We start from the raw sequence: 14,864 nt of genomic DNA, 5'->3' as shown, positions 1-14,864 counted from the left end.
CCCTGATGCGGTGACAAGGTCAGCCCCGCCGCTGATCCGGCCCGGCCGGAAACGAAAAGGGGCGATGTGCGCGTGCATATCGCCCCTGCGAGCTGCTCCCCGCCGCCGGCCCGGGCCGGCGGCGGGCAAACTCCCGAAGCTGTGCTCAGTGGTTCTTGACCCAGGTGAAGATCTGGCGCAGCGAAGGATTGTTGCCGGTGGCCAGCACCGAGACGCGATAGATCTTGCTCGATACGTAGTTGGCGAAGTACAGCACCGCCAGGTTCAGCGCCAGCGCGAGCAGCGGCTGCCACACCGGAACATCGATCAGCGACATGCGCGCCGGCATCACGTACAGCGAGGTGAACGGCGTGATCGAGAGGATCGCCGCGACCGTGTTGGCCGGGTTGGAAACCAGCGAGAACACCGTATACATCGGCAGCAGCAGCAGGAAGTACAGCGGCGTCAGCGCCGTGCTGGCCGCGCCCTGGTTGTCGTACATCGACGAAAGGCCGGCGTAGAGCGTCAGGAAGATCAGGATGCCGACGACGTAGTTGACCAGGTAGTAGCCGATCACGAAGGGCTGGAAATCCATGCGGAACGCGACCGATTGTTCGCTGAACGTGTCCATGATGAACACGAAGAAGACGAAGGTCGCGACCCATATCAGCATCTGTAATGTGGCGACGATCGCCGTGCCGATGATCTTGCCCCAGAGGATATCGGTGGGCCGCAGCGACGTGAGCAGCACCTCGTAGAGGCGGTTCGCCTTCTCGCCGACCACCACGTTCATCAGCGGCATCGCGTTGAACGTGATACCCAGGTTCAGCAGCAGCGCGAGCACGCCGCCAATGATGATCGGGCCCCAGCTCTCGGTACGGGTGCCGCTCGCGGACACCTTGTTGCCGATGATGAAGATGTCGGTCTGGATGTAGCCTATGTCGACGTTCTGGATATTGTTCTGGGCGAAGTAGTTCAGGTTCAGCGCCTTGCTGACGATGCCACCGAACTTGGTGCGGACGTCGGCATTCGCGACGTTGGCCGAGTAGAAGCCGATCTTCTTGTCGGTCAGCGCGCTGGCGGGAACGTAGATGATGCTCTTGTTGTCATCCTTGAGCAGCTCCGGCGTCTTGCTGTTGAGGTATTCCTGGAACTTGTCGCCGGCGAGCTGCTCGTAATTGACCGTATACAGGCCGGATTTCATGAAATCCGCCTGCTCCAGCGATTGCTTGATGAGGCCTTCGACGGCGGGATTCTGCTCCAGCACGAGGGTGACCTCGGCCTTGTCCTGCGACTTCATGTTGGTCAGCACGAACTGGATGCCGACGATGGCCGCCATGACCATCGGAATGAAGATGGTCGCGACGATGAAGCGCAGGCCGAGCTTGACCCGGACTTCGCGCTTGATGACCGGAATGATGCGGTTGGAACTCATGCTGCATCCTCCGTGGCGACTTTCAGGCGGGCTTCGGCGTCCAGAGCCATTTCTTCCTTGGTACGGGTGAGACTGACGAAGATATCGTGCAGGGACATTTCATTGGCCACGAATTGCTTGATGATGATGTTGTGCCGCAGCAGTTCCTGCAGCAGCCGCTGGATGTCGGTGTCGTGCTTGACCTGGATGGTCTTGTTCACGCCGAAGTGCTCGACCGCGGTGACATAGTCCAGCGAATCGAGGAACGCCAGGTCGCCCTCGGCGCGCAGCGTGACCATGCTGGCGGAATAGCGCTGCTTGATCTCCGATACGGTCGAATTCAGGATCAGCTTGCCGCGGTTGACCAGCGCCATCTGGTCGCAGATCTTTTCGGCAATGTCCATCTGGTGGGTGGACAGAATGACGATCTTGTTGGCCTGGCGCAGTTCGAGGATGACGTCCTTGAACAGGTTCGTATTGACCGGATCCAGACCGGAGAACGGTTCGTCGAGAATGACCAGATCCGGGTCGTGCAGGATGGTCCCGATGAACTGCACCTTCTGCTGGTTGCCCTTGGACAGCGCATCCAGCGGGAAGTCGACCTTGTCGGTCAGGTCGAAGCGCTTGAGGTATTGCAGCGCCTTGGGCCGCGAGGTGGCCGGGTTTATGCCTTTGATCTCGGCCAGGAAGAGCAGGTTGTCCATGACGCTCATGAACTTGTACAGGCCGCGCTCTTCCGGCAGGTAGCCCACGCGCTTGTGGAAATCATCGCCGCGCTTGCCCCCGTCGAACAGGATCTCGCCGGAGTCGGGCACGTAGATGTCGGTGATCATGCGGATCGTGGTGGTCTTGCCGGCGCCGTTGCGGCCGACCAGGGCGAACACCTTGCCGCTCTGCGCAGAGAAACTGATGTCGTCTACGGCTTTGGTCTCACCAAACATCTTCTTGAGATTCTTTACCTCGAGTTTCCTCACGTGTTGCTCCTGAGCTAGATACGCGGTCTTTCGCCCCGGGGGCAGGCCAGGGCAGCTTGATGAGGATTCGGGACCGGTTACTCCCCTCCGATCCTGCGCCAGATGGACTCCCCGGCTGGCGTGGAACAGCTACCAGGAACGGAGGTCGGCGGGTTCCCGGGCACAACGCAAAGTGGAAAGCTCGCGAACCGGCTGCGCCGGATGTTATCGCGCGAATTGGCGACCGGTGTCCAGTATGTCCAGGCGGATCCGCCGCCGGGAATGGCGGCGCCGGGCGGGAGTCTAGACCGCGATGATGACCGAAACCCTGCAGGCCGTCGGGCGGCGGCCGGGGGCAGGACTGTCCTGTGATGCCGTGGCGGCGCTGCGCCGTGTTGCGTCTGTGTGACACGGCTCGGTACGGCGCGGACGTGGCGGGACTGGGCGCTCATTGAGTTCAGTAGGCAGTCCGACCGGGCGCCGACGATTTTGTAGACGTATCCAAAGCAGTCTAGGCCGCGTGCATAACGAATGCAACTAGCTATTTTCTCGAAAAAAATATGCCCCGTCCGGACCGCACAGGCCGGCATCGCGCCCGGCATCGGTTGCTGTCCTTGCAAGGCGCAGGCTAGCATCACCGACCTGTTTGTTGAATTCGCGGCGCGGCGGAAACCCTGAGCCGTCGCGCGCCGGGGGATGGATGAGCAACTGGTCGGAGTCGCTGAGCCGGGCACTCGCCTCGGGTCAGCCGGAGTACATGCGCGCGGCGCTGGCCGATGTGCCGGAAAACATCCTGCAGCTGGCGTTTCCGGCCATTGCGACCATGGCGCGGGAGTCGCTGGCGCAGGGCAAGCCGGAGCTGGCGCTGGTCTACTACGGCCAGCTGATCGAACGTGTGCCGGACTCGGCCGAATGGCGCCGGCAGCGGGCCGAGGCTCTGCTGCAGCTCGGCGACGCCGACGCGGCGCTGGAAGATGCGCGCCAGGCCGCCGTGCTCGCACCCGCCGATGCCGCCGCCGTCGCGCTGCTGGCGCGCGTATACGAAGCCCTGGGCGATGCCGCACAGGCGCTGGCCGCGACCCGGCAGGCGCTGCAGCTGGGCGGCGATGCGGCCGCGCTGCAGGCGCGCATCGCGGCGCTGGAGGATGTGCTGCACCGGCAGGCCCTGTTGCAGCGCGTGACCGACCCGGACGCGCCGCAACCGGCGATCGAACTGCCGCCGCTGCCGCAGGTGCCGTTCGACCCGCAGGTGTTTGCCGTCGTACCGGAAGCGGCCGAAGCCGGGCAGGCCATGCGCGCCGGGCTGCGCCAGCATCTGTTGCGCTACAGCGCGCACCAGTCGGTACGCAATGCGCTACAGCGCATTGATGATCCGGCCTGGCTCGCGGCCTGGGACGAAGCCCTGAAGCAGACTGCGGGCGCGACCGTACTCTTTCACGGCGCCGAACTGGGCCTGCTGCCGTTGCGCGCGATCGCCCACGGCGCGGCACGCGCCTACGTGGTTGCGCCGGGTGCGCTGGAGACGCGCATCAGCGGCGGCATGGTGCAGAAGAATCAGTTGCGCCAGTGGCGCGAACAGTTCGCCGACCGTCTGGCGTCCATGAATGAAGAGGAGCGCCAGGCTTCGTTCGAGCCGCTGCAGCAGCGCATCCAGCTGCCGCCGCCGGATGCATTGCCGGAACTGCTCGCCGAGGTCGACGTGGTGGCGCTTCCGGGCATCGATCACTCGCTCCTCGGCACCGGTATCGCCGCGCAGGTGCGCCGCTATCGCGAGCAGGGACTGCGGCCGGACGCGCGGGTGCTGCCGGCGCGCGCGCGGCTGTTCGCCCAGGGTGTGCAATGGGCCTATCCGCACATTCCGTTCAACCTCGACGCACTGGACACGCTGCGCTGGAGCGCGGTACCGGAAGCGCCGGAATTCGGCCCCGGCGGCTGGCGCGAGCTGACCGCCGCGGTGGAAGTCGGCACCGTGGATTTCGCAGATTTCGCGGCGGCAACCCATCCATTGCAGCTGCCCGTCACGGCATCGGGCCGGCTCAATGCCGTGCTCTACTGGTTCGAGCTGGATCTCGGTGCCGGATTCGGCAACGCGCCGCAGCGCGGCGCCGGCCGTCTGCCGCCGGCGCTGCAGTACACCGATGCCCAGCCGGTGCGCGCGGGCGAGGTGCTGGAGATCGATGCCTGCCTCAGCGACACGCGCCTGCACTTCCGCACCCGGCCTGCGGCGCAGCAATTGCGCGAGGCGCTGCTGCCGAGCTGGTACATCCCCATGCTGCTCGATGCCGAGCGCAACTCGGCTTACGCCGGCGCCTTGCAGCGGCTGACGGCGGAAGCGCCGGTATCGCTGGCCCTGGACATCGGTGCCGGCTGCGGCCTGCTGTCGATGTACGCCGCCGCGGCCGGCGTCGGACATGTCGTCGGCTGCGAGATCTCTCCGGCCATACACCGTGTTGCCGAGGCCGTCATCGGCGACAACGGCCTGGCACAGCAAATCCAGGTCATCAACAAGGATTGCCGCCAGCTCGGCGTACCGGCCGATCTGCCGCAGCGGGCCGACCTGGTCCTGTTCGAGATGTTCGACTGCAGCCTGATCGGAGAAGGTGTGCTGCATTTCCTGGCCTACGTGCGCGAGCATCTGGCGACGGCCGATGCGCGCTACCTGCCGCTGGCGGCGCGTCTGCGTGCCCAGGTGATCGAGTACCGCCTGGAACAGGTGCTGGAGCAGGACGCCAACCTGCTCAATCCCTATCGTTTCTCCGCCTCGTTCATCAATGTCGATACGCGCCGGCTGGACTACCGGCCGCTCAGCGAGCCGTTCGATCTTTTCGCCTTCGACTTCGCCACGGCGACGCCGGCGGCGCAGGAACTGGAACTGGCAGTGCCGGCGAGCGCCGCAGGCACGGCCGGTGCAGTGCTGTTCTGGTTCGAGCTGCAGATGGATGCCGATACCTGGCTGTCGAACGCGCCGGGCAGTTCGCTGCACTGGAAGCAGGGCCTGCAGTTTCTGGCCGAGCTGCGGGTCGAGCAGGACATGCTCCTGCCGCTGCTGGCGCGCCACAACGGCAGCGCGCTGAACCTGCGCTGGAAGGACGCCGAACTGCCCAAGGAGGCATTCTCGCGCCTGCCGCGTTTCGACCCGCGCTGGTGGCAGGAGGTGACCGAGCTGGAGGCGCAGACCCAGCAGCTGATGCAGCACTGCCATGGCAATGCCGACGAATACGCCAAGGTCGCGCGGCTGGCGGCGCAGTTCGCCGCAGACCCGGCGGCGCAGGGGCTGGATCCGCGCATCGCGCAACGCTTCCTCGCCTCGTTCCTGCCGGGCTGAGGCGATGCTGCCGCAGCGAGCGCCGACCGGCAGCGCGCCCTTGCCGCGCCTGAACCTGGAGCCGGGCGAGGCGCATGTCTGGTATTGCTGGACGCGCGATTGCGATTCCGAGACGTTGCGCGCCAGCTATCGCAGCCTGCTTTCGGCCGAGGAAGCCGCGCGGCTGGAGCGCTTCGCGTTCGACTATCTGAAACTGGAATACCTGGTCACGCGGGCGCTGTGCCGCTACACCTTGTCGCGCTATGCCGGTACCGCGCCGGCGCACTGGACCTTCCGCGCCAATGACTACGGCAGGCCGGAGATCGCCGACGCTGCGATGGCGCCGGGCCTGCGCTTCAATCTGTCCAATTCGCGAAGCCTGGTCGCCTGCGTGGTCACGCGGGATCTGGATGCCGGCGTCGACGTGGAAGCGCTGGACCGGCGCGGCGACGTGGTTTCGATCGCCGATCACTATTTTTCGCCCGACGAGCTGCAGGTCCTGCGCGCACGCCCCTCGGCCGAGCAGACCGATCATTTCTTCCAGCTGTGGACGCTGAAAGAGTCCTACATCAAGGCCCGAGGCATGGGTCTCTCGATTCCGCTCAAGGATTTCTCGTTCTCGCCGCTGGAGCGCCCCATCCGTATCGCATTTGCACCGGCCTTGCCCGACACGGCCGAAGACTGGCAGTTCGAGCTGTTCCGTCCGGATCCCAACCACCTGCTCGCGCTGGGGCTGCGCCGGGGCAGGGCGGCCGATTGCCGCGTGACTTTGTTTGAATCGTTGCCGCATGCGGCAGAGCCTGCCAGGACGTTTGCGTGCGCCTGCTAGCCATCAGCGACCTGCACGTGCGCCATTCGGAAAACCGCGAAGCCCTGGCCCAGCTGTCCGACCATGGCGACGACTGGCTCATCCTCGGCGGCGACATCTGCGAAACCTCGGCGGAGCTGGGCGAGGTGCTCGACCTGGTCTGCAAGCGTTTCGCGCGCGTGTTTTGGGTGCCGGGCAATCACGAGCTGTGGAGCATCTCGGCCGGCGAAGCGCGCGGCGAGGCCAAGTACCAGGAACTGGTGCAGACCTGCCGCGCCCGCGGCGTGCTCACGCCGGAGGATCCTTTCGTGCTGTGGCCGGGCCCCGGCGGAGCGCACTACATTGCGCTGCTGTTCCTTCTCTACGATTACAGCTTTCGTCCGCCCCAGGTGCCGCTGGCCCAGGCGGTGGACTGGGCGCGCGAAACCGGCGTGGTGTGCGCCGACGAGCTGTACCTGCACCACGAGCCCTATCCCTCGCGCGAGGCCTGGTGCGCGGCGCGCTGCGCGCTGCATCAGCCCCGGCTCGAACAGGCGGCGCGTGAAGCGCCGCTGGTCATGGTCAACCATTTTCCGATGCGCCAGGATCTCGCCTATGTGCCGCTGTATCCGCGCTTCTCGCTGTGGTGCGGGACCACGCGCACGGAAAACTGGCATCGTCTGTACCGCGCCAATGTGGTCGTGACCGGTCATCTGCACATGCCCTCGACGCACTGGATCGACGGCGTGCGCTTCGAGGAAGTTTCCTTCGGCTATCCGCGCCAGCGCCGGCGCCGGGGCGGCATCGATTCCTGTCTGCGCGAGATCCTGCCGGGACCGCAACGGCCGGGGCGCGCGCCGATACATTGGTAGCGATCATGGCCCTGTCAGTTTCATCGTGCAGGTCTGCGCCGGCGCAGACGGAGTGGACAAAGCCGGCAACGGTGCAGTTGATCGGTCTTCGCAGTTTTGCGATTGTTCGACGAACAATCCGGTGGCGTCGTCCGGTGCGCGGAATCATCGCCCCGGCCGCTGATTACGTAATTTTCCGAGGTTGAGGAGGGGAGCATGAAGACGGCATCGCACGAGAAGCTGCTGGCAGAGATCGGCGCCTGGAACCGGCAGCACCCGGTCGGCACCGCGGTCAACAGCCAGCTGTACCCGGACCGGGTGCTCAAGACACGGACCGAGGCGATGACCCTCTTCGACCAGAAGGCCGTGATCTACCTGGAAGGCTTCAACGGCTATTTCGATCTGGCCGAGGTCCGTCCGGTGAATGAAGCGGCGTCCGCCGCTGCTCCTGCCGCCGCACCCGCCGCACCCGCCGCACCCGCCGCACCCGCCGCGCCGGCGGTGGCGGCTCCGGCTGCAAGTCCGGCTCCCGCGGCCGCTGCCTCCGCCAAGCGCATCGCCCTGCTTTTTCCGGGGCAGGGTGCGCAGAGCAAAGGCATGGGCAAGGCGCTGTTCGAGGCGTATCCGGAAGAAACGCGCAAGGCCAGCGAGATCCTCGGCTATTCCATACAGACGCTGTGCCTGGACGACCCGAAGGAACAGCTCAATCTGACCCAGTTCACACAGCCGGCGCTGTACGTGGTCGGTGCGCTCGGCTATTTCCAGCGCCGCGACGCCAACGATCCCAGCGCCGACGCGGCGTTCTACCTCGGACACAGCCTGGGCGAATACAACGCCCTGCTCGCTGCGGATGTGTTCGATTTCGAGACCGGCCTGCGCCTGGTCATGAAGCGCGGCGAACTCATGGCTGCCGCCAGTGGCGGCGCCATGGCGGCGGTCGTGCGCGTGGATGCCGAACGCATCCGCCAGGTGCTCGCGGCGAACGGCCTCGACGCGATCGACCTGGCCAACTTCAATACGCCGACGCAGACGGTCATCTCCGGCCCCGCCGATGCGATGGGCCGCGCGGTGGAGATTCTCGGCAAGGAAAAGATCCTCGCCATGCCGCTCAAGGTCAGCGCGGCTTTCCATTCGCGCTACATGCGCGATGCGCAGAACGAGTTCGCCACGTTCCTGAACGGCTTCACCCTGCGGCCGCCGCGCGCAACCGTCATCGCCAATGCAACCGCGCGCCCGTACGAGGCCGACTCGATCGCCGCGACCCTGGCGTCCCAGATCGCCAGCCCCGTGCTCTGGACGGCCAGCATCAGCGAAGTGCTCAAGGCAGGCGAGGTCGAATTTGTTGAGGTCGGCAGCACGATCCTGACCAAGATGGTCAAGGAAATTCGCGCTGCAGCCGGTAACACGTGAGCCGTTGGTCTTTGTGATTACGAGTAGCGTGTGAGACGAAGGCTAAGCAGAGGAACCTGCCTCGGAATTTTGTGAGGCAGTTAGTGCTTTCGGGCGGTCGGTCCGGGTTCTGCGGGTCCTGTACGGTATTCTTTTCTGCGGTGTCGCAGGGCGTGGGACGCTTGCGCGGGAGCCTGCAAGAACTTGAGTCACTGCTCAGTAATTCCACGGTAAGAATTACAACTTCGTTTATTCATGGATGTGAAATCGTCTGTCAACCCCTGTTTTTCGAAAATGTGGGTTACTTGACGAAATTTGTTTGTGCGACGGTATACTGTGAGGTACTCCCGCCACAGGGGTTTTCATGTCCGCAGTTTCAAGGGGGAGGGACAGCATCGTGTCCCTGCGGTGTTGCCGTTGAAACATGAATTCGATACCGAAATCGTAGTCGTTGGGTCGGGGGCGACGGGAGGCTGGGCATGCAAAACGCTGGTTGAAGCGGGCATAGACGTAATACTGCTGGAGGCCGGCGCCCAACCGAGGGCGCAGGATTGTCCGGCGGACTGGTGGTATGAACCTGGCAGCCGCTTGGAAAGCGCGCCCAGTCCGAACGGTCGGCAATTTGTCCAGCAGACCGAGCCTGCTTACCGCACATCCAACAGTCATTTGTGGGTCGACGATGTAGAGAACCCGTATCTTTCCGGAGATGGTTCTCCCTTCGTGTGGCTGCGATCACGCAGCGCCGGCGGCAGAAGCAATCTCTGGGCGGGGCAGAGCTGGCGAATAAGCGAACGTGAGTTCGCTGCGCCGGATCTCGATGGGTTCGGAATGCGCTGGCCCGTTCGTTATACAGATCTGGCAGCTGACTACGACGAGGTGGAGCGCTTCCATGCGCTCAGCGGCAGTCGTGACGGCATCGCCGAGATTCCGGATCAGATCGTTCATTCCGCTGCTGTACTCAGCGATGCGGAGCGGGGTCTGGTCCAGGCAGTGCAGCAACGGTGGGGACGCAAGGCCATAGCGGGCCGGGTGGCGAGCAGCGAGCGCTGCGAATTTCCCGGTGCCGGCAAATGGCCGCGCTCATCGAGTCTGGGATCCACCTTGCCGGCCGCTTTGGCCAGCGGTCGTCTGAAGATTGTCTACAACGCCGTCGTATCCCATATCGATACCGACCAGGCGGGTGCGCGAGTTGAGACAGTCGGATATATCGATGCCGCAACTGGCCGCGAATCGCGGATCCGGGCCAAGGCGGTGATGTTGTGTGCGTCGACCGTGGAATCGACGCGCATTCTGCTCAACTCCCGCAGCCCGCGGCGGCACGCCGAAGGCCTGGGAAATTCCTCAGGAGCGCTCGGACGCTTCCTGATGGACCACACCGCCAGTTTTGCCGTCGGGTCGGTGCCGACCGGGGGCGGCAGCGATGAATCGACGTTTCATGCGGGAGCCAACGGTCTGCTCCTGCCGCGTTTCGAGCGCGCTTGTGGTCGACCGGATTTCCTGCGCAGCTACAGTGTCTGGGCCGCCCTGGGGCGGCCTGCGGGAAATGGCGCGAATGCGCTGCTGGTCGCAGTCGGCGAAATGCTGCCCTATGCCGACAATCGGATAACGCTGGATCCGGCGAAAGTGGATCGCTGGGGGCTGCCTGTGCCCCGGATCGAGTGTTCCCTGCGCGACAACGAAAAACGGATGCAAGCGCACCAGAAATCGACCCTGGTCGAGGTGGCGCGGGCGGCTGGAATGACACTGGCGCTGCCGCCTGTCGGCGGATTGCCAGGTTCGATGATCCATGAGGTCGGCACTGCACGTATGGGGAAGGAAGCGGCGAGTTCGTTCTGTAACGCCTACGCCCAAAGCTGGGATTTACCGAACCTGTTCGTCCCCGACGGAGCCTGCTGGACCACATCGGCATTCCAGAACCCGACATTGACAATGATGGCATTGGCGCGGCGAAGCAGTAGTTATGCGGCGCGGTGGTTGCGAAGCACGGCGTACTGAGCAGTCGAATGGTGCAGGAGTGGGATGCGTATGCGGGGTGGTGTTGGTTTGCTGGCGCCGAGCTATGTGGTAGGTGAAATCGAGGGTGACGTCGACACGCTGAGCAACAAGGTCGCCGTTCTCAATGAATTCGCAATGCCCGATGTCAAGGAGCTGTGGGGTTGGGACACGTATCGCAAATCGGACAGGAGCGCGGCCGCGCTCGCGTGCGATTCGGTGCGTGCAACGCTGGACAAGGCAGGCCTGCAGCCGACGCAAGTCGATGCGCTGGTGCTTTGCTGTAACGGTGGCTTCAACTATCACGCGCAGAATCGCTATCTGGGAGAGCTGACCACGACGCTGGGGCTGGGCTACACCTTCGTCAGCTGGGTCGGCGGGGCGGGTTGTGCCTCGCTGTTCTCGGCGGCGAAGCTGGCCAATGCCCTGGTGGAGAGCGGCACCAGTCGCACGGTTCTGGTGGTGACCGTCGACAAGATCGAACGCGATGTCGAGCGCTTCCAGCGTTACGGCGTCCTCAGCGACGGTTCGTGCAGTTTTGTCGTCATGCGGTCGGATGCGGCGGATTACTCGATCCGTGCCGTGAAAGTGATGTCTTGCCCGTCGTCCCTGCAGAACGGCGGCGCGAATTTCCAGGAGAAGTGTCAGCTGATCTATTCCGTTTTCGATGAACTCAAGCGCGAAGGATTGGCGGAGCTGGCGAAGACCACGGCGTTTTTCGGCAGCAACATCTTCATTCCTATCCAAGAGATTGAATTGTCAGTCATGCCTGTCGACGGCCTGCTTGCCTATCAGGGCAACACCGCTCGCTATGGGCATTGCTACGCTGCGGATCCGATCATCAATCTGGTCGACTTCTATTCGCAGCCCGAGAACGCCGATGTAGGCACATCAATGCTTGCATCGACGGCCCATGGCCACTTCGGCCTGATCATGCTCCAGAAGCGGTAGGTAACAGGCGTTTCGACCAGCAGCGGGTCAGCCCGACGGGCTGCGCCAGCTGGCCGTGCATTTCGACTGGTTTGAATTCAACGTGGGAGGCTTTTTCGTGAGTTTTTCGCACTTTGTTCAGCAGTGGCGCGGACGTCAGGATGACCTTGCAGTTGTTTGTGACGACAAGACTTTCAGCTATGCGGAGCTGGCCGAAACGGTCGACAGCTGGAGCGCATACCTGCAGCAGAAGGGCCTTCAGCCGGGTGACTGCGTCGCGATGGCCGGAACGATCTCCATTGACATGATCGCCCTGGTCATTGCCCTGGTTCAGCATGCCTGTATCGTGGTGCCGTTTCTTTCCGCCAACGACGTCGATCGCGGCGAGGCGCTGGAAGCCGCCTGTGTCGATTACCTGATCGAATTCGACGCCGCTGGCGAAGCGCAATTCTCCGCGTGTGGCCACGGCCGTGCGCACCCGCTGCTGGACCAGCTGCGCGGCGACGTGCCGGAAGCCGGCCTGATCCTGTTCACCTCCGGCTCGACCGGCAAGAACAAGGCCTCGGTGCACCGCTTCTCCCGCCTGATCTCCAATGTCACCCGCAAGGACCGTCGTTCGTTCCGTGCGCTGATCTTCCTGATGTTCGATCACATCGGCGGCATGAATACCCTGCTGCACACGCTCTGCCATGGCGGCACCGCCGTGTTCGTGCCGGACCGTTCCGTCGACACCGTCTGCCGGGCGATCGAGCAGCATAAGGTCGAACTGCTGCCGACCACGCCGACGTTCCTCAACATGGTGCTGATCTCCGAGCTGTACCGTCAGTACGATCTGTCCTCGCTGCGCATGGTCACCTACGGCACCGAACCGATGCTGCCGGCCACGCTGAGCGCATTGAACATCGCCCTGCCGAACGTGCGCTGCAAGCAGACCTACGGCCTGACCGAAGCGGGCATACTGCCGACCCAGTCCGAAGGCCAGGGCTCGCTGTTCATGAAGGTCGGCGGCGAGAACTACGAGACCAAGGTGGTCGACGGCATCCTGCACATCCGTTCCGACTCGGCCATGCTGGGCTATCTCAACGCTCCCTCGCCGTTCTGCGAGGAGGGCTGGCTCAACACCGGCGACCGTGTCGAGATGCGCGACGGCTTCATGCGTATCCTCGGCCGCGATTCCGAGATCATCAACGTCGGCGGCGAGAAGGTCTATCCGACCGAGATCGAGAACATCATCCTCGGCGTCAGCAACATCGGCGACGTGGTGGTGAGCGGCAAGAAGAGCGCCGTCACGGGCCAGCTGGTCATCGCCACCGTGCTGCTGAAGTCGCCGGAAGAGGCGGCTGCGGTGGAGCGCCGCGTGCGCCGCCACTGCCAGCAGCACCTGCCGGCGTTCAAGGTGCCGGCGGCGATCAAGGTCACCTACGAAACCATGCACAGCTCGCGCTTCAAGAAGATGCGCAAGCGCAGCGGTACTGCTGCGGCAGCCGCGCCGGCGGCTGAAGCCAATGTCGCCTGAGGCGCCGGTTGCGCTGATCAGCGGCGGCAGCCGCGGCTTCGGCCAGGCCCTGGTCGAAGCGCGGCTCGCCGCCGGCGACATCGTCGCCACCTACAGCCGCAGTCCGGGCGCGTGGGTGGAACGGCGCCGGGCCGAGGATCCGTCCGGCGACCGTTTCTACTGGGAGGCGGTCGACGGACGTGACCTCGCCGCCGTGCGCAAGTTCGCCATGAACGTGATCCGCCGCTACGGCCGTATCGACACCCTGGTCAACAATGCCGGCACCGGCATCGAAGGCCTGCTGACGATGACGCCGGAGAAGGACATCAGTGCGGCGCTGACCCTGAACCTGGAGTCGGCCATCGTGCTGACCCGGGCCAGTCTCAAGGGCATGCTCAGCGCGCGGCGCGGCAGCATCATCAATATTTCCTCGGTCAACGCCGTGCTCGGACACAACGGGCTGTCGGTCTACAGCGCGACCAAGGCCGCCCTGATCGGCTTCACCAAGAGCCTGGCCCGCGAGGTCGGTCCCCAAGGCATCAGCGTCAACGCCATCGCGCCGGGCTTCTTCGACAGCGACATGGTCGAACACCTCAGCGACGCCCAGCGCGCGCGCATCATCCGGCGTACGCCGATGCGCCGGCTGTGCAGTATCGAAGACCTTGTCGCGACCGTCGGATTCCTGATTTCCACGCGCTCCATCACCGGCCAGACCCTAGTCGTCGATGGTGGCTTTTCGTGCTAGGCTCTCCCGCCCGCGTGCGCTTCATGAACACTTTTGTATACAGGGACATGCGAAATGGCTGATCACCGGGATGTCATCTACGATACATTGAAGCGCGTGGCCGAGGACGAACATCTCGAACTGCCGCCGCTGTCCGACGACAAGAGCCTCGTCGACGAACTTGGCTTCCGCTCGCTGCACATCGCCCGCATCCTCGCCATCCTCGAAATCGAGCTGGACGTCGATCCGTTCGCCAGCGGCGAACTGCCCATCACGAACGTGCGCACCGTCGGTGACCTCTGCAACGCCTATGCCGGTGCGGGCTGAGCCATGAGCTATACCAGCGAAGCCGCTTCCAACCTGCTCAACATCTTCGCGGCGCCGGCCGCCGCGTTCCGCAACCTGCGCGAGCGGCCGATGATCTTCCTGCCGCTGCTGGTCATGTTCGTCGTGTGGGTATGCTGGTGGTTCTGGTACTTCAATGCGGTCGACTTCGCCTGGATGAAGGCGCAGCTGGTCGCGCAGGAAACCGCCAAGGTCGCGCCGGAGCAGCGCGAGGCCACCGGCCAGGCCATTTCGGCCATGCGTCCCGGCGCCTTCATCTTTCTTTCCACCGCTTCGGTCGGCGTCATCCAGATCGGCATTTCGCTGCTGCTGGCGGTATACCTGCTGATCGTCGGCGCGGTGTTCGACGACAAGTACCGCTTCAAGCACTGGTTCTCGCTGGCAGTGTGGTCGCTGATGCCGGCCCTGGTCACGGTGCTGGCGATGGCGGTGAACTTCGTCGTCGGCGGCACCAACCAGGTTGCGCCGGACAAGCTCAATCCGCTGACCCTGAACAACCTGTTCTTCCATGTCGGCAGCGAAAGCAACTTCAAGGGACTGGCGGATGGCCTGGACCTGACCATCATCTGGTCCTGGGTGCTGCTCGTCATCGGCTACCAGCTCTGGACCGGCCGTTCCTGGGTCAGCTCCGCCGTGGTCGTGCTGAGTCCTGTTGCCATCATCTACGGAGCCTGGATCGCCTGGGCACTGTTCAAGTAGCC

At 64.1% G+C, this 14,864-nt stretch carries 12 protein-coding genes; 10 read left to right on the top strand and 2 right to left on the bottom strand.

The features are described 5' to 3' along the window. Nucleotides 1-145 precede the first annotated feature (145 nt). Both NM961_RS12125 and NM961_RS12120 read right to left on the bottom strand, forming a co-directional pair. Nucleotides 146-1,414 carry an ABC transporter permease gene (locus tag NM961_RS12125; protein WP_255914648.1) on the bottom strand — a complete coding sequence of 423 codons (1,269 nt, stop codon included), beginning with the start codon at nucleotides 1,412-1,414 and terminating at the stop codon, nucleotides 146-148. Further along, nucleotides 1,411-2,367 carry an ABC transporter ATP-binding protein gene (locus NM961_RS12120; RefSeq protein WP_255914647.1) on the bottom strand — a complete coding sequence of 319 codons (957 nt, stop codon included), beginning with the start codon at nucleotides 2,365-2,367 and terminating at the stop codon, nucleotides 1,411-1,413. Before NM961_RS12120 ends, NM961_RS12125 begins: the two co-directional genes overlap by 4 nt. A 679-nt stretch (nucleotides 2,368-3,046) precedes the next feature. Between NM961_RS12120 and NM961_RS12115 the strand changes: the two genes are divergently transcribed. The 10 genes from NM961_RS12115 (at nucleotide 3,047) to NM961_RS12070 (ending at nucleotide 14,862) form a co-directional block, all read left to right on the top strand. Beyond that, a complete protein-coding gene (locus NM961_RS12115) occupies nucleotides 3,047-5,671 on the top strand; it encodes a methyltransferase domain-containing protein (RefSeq protein ID WP_255914646.1) in 2,625 nt (874 codons plus the stop codon). A gap of 4 nt (nucleotides 5,672-5,675) precedes the next feature. Then, a complete protein-coding gene (locus tag NM961_RS12110; protein WP_255914645.1) occupies nucleotides 5,676-6,479 on the top strand; it encodes a 4'-phosphopantetheinyl transferase family protein in 804 nt (267 codons plus the stop codon). Then, nucleotides 6,467-7,309 carry a metallophosphoesterase family protein gene (locus tag NM961_RS12105; protein WP_255914644.1) on the top strand — a complete coding sequence of 281 codons (843 nt, stop codon included), beginning with the start codon at nucleotides 6,467-6,469 and terminating at the stop codon, nucleotides 7,307-7,309. The genes NM961_RS12110 and NM961_RS12105 overlap by 13 nt, the downstream gene beginning before the upstream one ends. Nucleotides 7,310-7,504: 195 nt before the next feature. Continuing rightward, entirely contained in the window at nucleotides 7,505-8,698 is a 1,194-nt protein-coding gene (gene fabD, locus NM961_RS12100) for an ACP S-malonyltransferase (RefSeq protein WP_255914643.1), read from the top strand. A gap of 396 nt (nucleotides 8,699-9,094) precedes the next feature. Beyond that, nucleotides 9,095-10,672: a GMC oxidoreductase gene (locus tag NM961_RS12095; RefSeq protein WP_255914642.1), complete on the top strand. Its 1,578-nt coding sequence runs from the start codon at nucleotides 9,095-9,097 to the stop codon at nucleotides 10,670-10,672. Nucleotides 10,673-10,696: 24 nt separating this feature from the next. Further along, nucleotides 10,697-11,620: a beta-ketoacyl-[acyl-carrier-protein] synthase family protein gene (locus tag NM961_RS12090; protein WP_255914641.1), complete on the top strand. Its 924-nt coding sequence runs from the start codon at nucleotides 10,697-10,699 to the stop codon at nucleotides 11,618-11,620. A gap of 55 nt (nucleotides 11,621-11,675) precedes the next feature. Continuing rightward, nucleotides 11,676-13,115 carry a class I adenylate-forming enzyme family protein gene (locus tag NM961_RS12085; protein WP_343231914.1) on the top strand — a complete coding sequence of 480 codons (1,440 nt, stop codon included), beginning with the start codon at nucleotides 11,676-11,678 and terminating at the stop codon, nucleotides 13,113-13,115. Continuing rightward, nucleotides 13,105-13,839 carry an SDR family NAD(P)-dependent oxidoreductase gene (locus NM961_RS12080; protein ID WP_255914639.1) on the top strand — a complete coding sequence of 245 codons (735 nt, stop codon included), beginning with the start codon at nucleotides 13,105-13,107 and terminating at the stop codon, nucleotides 13,837-13,839. Before NM961_RS12085 ends, NM961_RS12080 begins: the two co-directional genes overlap by 11 nt. 54 nt (nucleotides 13,840-13,893) lie before the next feature. Next, complete coding sequence (locus tag NM961_RS12075) at nucleotides 13,894-14,145, top strand: hypothetical protein (protein ID WP_255914638.1); 252 nt, start codon at nucleotides 13,894-13,896, stop codon at nucleotides 14,143-14,145. Between the two features lie 3 nt (nucleotides 14,146-14,148). Next, a complete protein-coding gene (locus NM961_RS12070) occupies nucleotides 14,149-14,862 on the top strand; it encodes a YIP1 family protein (RefSeq protein WP_255914636.1) in 714 nt (237 codons plus the stop codon). Nucleotides 14,863-14,864: the final 2 nt, after the last annotated feature.

The sequence above is a fragment of the Tahibacter harae genome, from assembly GCF_024437735.1.
Taxonomy (GTDB): Bacteria; Pseudomonadota; Gammaproteobacteria; order Xanthomonadales; family Rhodanobacteraceae; genus Tahibacter; species Tahibacter harae.
The sequence above is the reverse complement of the archived record's forward strand: the minus strand, read 5'-3'. Positions and strand labels throughout refer to the sequence as shown.